General features: G+C 60.1%; 4 protein-coding genes. 3 read left to right on the plus strand and 1 reads right to left on the minus strand.

Annotation, left to right across the window (positions count from 1 at the left end):
* Nucleotides 1-39: 39 nt before the first annotated feature.
* The 3 genes from NW837_RS15045 (at nt 40) to NW837_RS15055 (ending at nt 1,191) form a co-directional block, all read left to right on the plus strand.
* Nucleotides 40-342 carry an urease subunit gamma gene (locus NW837_RS15045; RefSeq protein WP_011433938.1) on the plus strand — a complete coding sequence of 101 codons (303 nt, stop codon included), beginning with the start codon at nt 40-42 and terminating at the stop codon, nt 340-342.
* Between the two features lie 97 nt (nt 343-439).
* Nucleotides 440-814, plus strand: a complete 375-nt coding sequence (locus NW837_RS15050; protein ID WP_414332421.1) for an urease subunit beta — start codon at nt 440-442, stop codon at nt 812-814.
* Nucleotides 815-936: 122 nt separating this feature from the next.
* Entirely contained in the window at nt 937-1,191 is a 255-nt protein-coding gene (locus NW837_RS15055; RefSeq protein WP_011433939.1) for a hypothetical protein, read from the plus strand.
* A 95-nt stretch (nt 1,192-1,286) separates the two neighbouring features.
* On the opposite strand, the gene NW837_RS15060 is transcribed toward NW837_RS15055, so the two are convergent.
* A partial coding sequence (locus NW837_RS15060; protein ID WP_414332419.1) for a Smr/MutS family protein occupies nt 1,287-1,540 on the minus strand: 254 nt, incomplete at its 5' end.

Raw genomic sequence — 1,540 nt, forward strand, 5'->3', positions numbered from 1 at the left:
TGTCCCCCCTGTATCCTTTTGTATCTTTGAGGTTGTCCCGTGTACTTATCCCCCCAGGAGAAAGACAAGTTGTTGATCTACCTGGCTGCCCAGTTGGCTCGGGATCGGCGGCAGCGGGGCCTCAAACTCAATTACCCTGAGGCGGTGGCCTACTTGAGCGCAGCAGTCTTGGAAGGGGCGCGGGAGGGGAAAACAGTCGCCCAATTGATGAGCGAGGGGCTGACGTGGCTGACCCGCGAGGACGTGATGCCCGGGATCCCAGAGATGATCCCGGAAATTCAAGTGGAGGCTACTTTCCCCGACGGAACCAAGCTGGTTACCCTACACCACCCCATTCGCTAGGGATCCCCCAGATGCTCCAAAGACCCAGAGACTTCAGGAGGTCGTCCCCATGGCTCGCCAATCCAGAACCAACCCTGCTGCCAACGCAGAGCCGGCCCTGATCCCAGGGGAACTGTTGCTGGCAGAGGATCCCATCCAAGCCAACGTCGGACGGGCCACCGTGACCCTGGAGGTTACCAACCGAGGGGATCGGCCCATTCAGGTGGGATCCCATTTTCACTTTTTTGAGGTGAACCGAGCCCTGGTTTTCGATCGCGCCGCCAGCTTTGGCATGCGCCTCAACATCCCTTCCGGCAACGCAGTGCGTTTTGAGCCAGGGCAAACCCATCGGGTAACGCTGGTGGCTTTGGGGGGCAAGGGGTTGGTGCATGGCTTCAATCGGCTCACGGAGGGCACGATACGCTCCGCTGCCCAGAAGCGGCTGGCTCTGGCCCGATTGCAGGAGTGGCTGGGTGAAGCAGCCCATCCGTAGGGGGAATATGCCCCCCTCAAGTGTGCAGCTTTGGGCAGCGGTGTCAAGGCTCAACCCCATCCCCGTCTCTGCTCAGATTCAGGACAGTAGGGCTATCCTATTTCTCCTCTAGGAGCTGACAGATGTCAGAGCGCGAGACTGTCTTGTGGATGTGGGTGCAAGGCTTGGGGCTAAATCTTTCTGGGTTGGCGCTGTTGGCAGCAGCAGGCGCCGCCTTTGGGCCTCTCAGTTGGACAGGTGCAACGGTGGCGGTGATGTTGAAGCTCATTGGGGATAGCCAACTGGTGCGGGGCTACTGGCTCTGGCAAAGCCAGCGGCAACAGAAGGGATCCCAGCCCGTCAGCTCAGCAGCGGCAGTGCTCCACAGTCAAGCTTGAGACATTGCCCGGCACTTGTCCGGTCTCCGACTCGAGAATGCCAACGCGACCACCCCTACTCCCTTCTGGCACTGGCAAGCCTCACTGTACAAGCCTCACTGTAAATGAGCCACGGTCACTCCAGTACCGCCGTCTTCGGGATCAGCGGCTGAAAAACGCTGAACGCGCGGGTGATTTTGGAGATAAGCCTGGACGCCGGCTTTCAGGCGCCCTGTGCCGTGGCCGTGGATGATCCAAACCGGGCCGGGAGGAGCTTGGGCAAAGTGCTGTTCCAGAATGGCCTCAGCATCAGCAACGGTTTTCCCCCTCAGATCGAGGGTGTTCTGGCTGGTGCGCAGGTTCAGGGGAG

Origin of the sequence: Synechococcus sp. R6-10, assembly GCF_047461815.1 — a bacterium.
Classification (GTDB): Bacteria; Cyanobacteriota; Cyanobacteriia; order Thermostichales; family Thermostichaceae; genus Thermostichus.

What these genes read in the sequence shown, in the direction of transcription:
- NW837_RS15055 (WP_011433939.1), top strand. Translation starts at nt 937, where the DNA reads ATGTCAGAGCGCGAGACTGTCTTGTGGATGTGGGTGCAAGGCTTGGGG.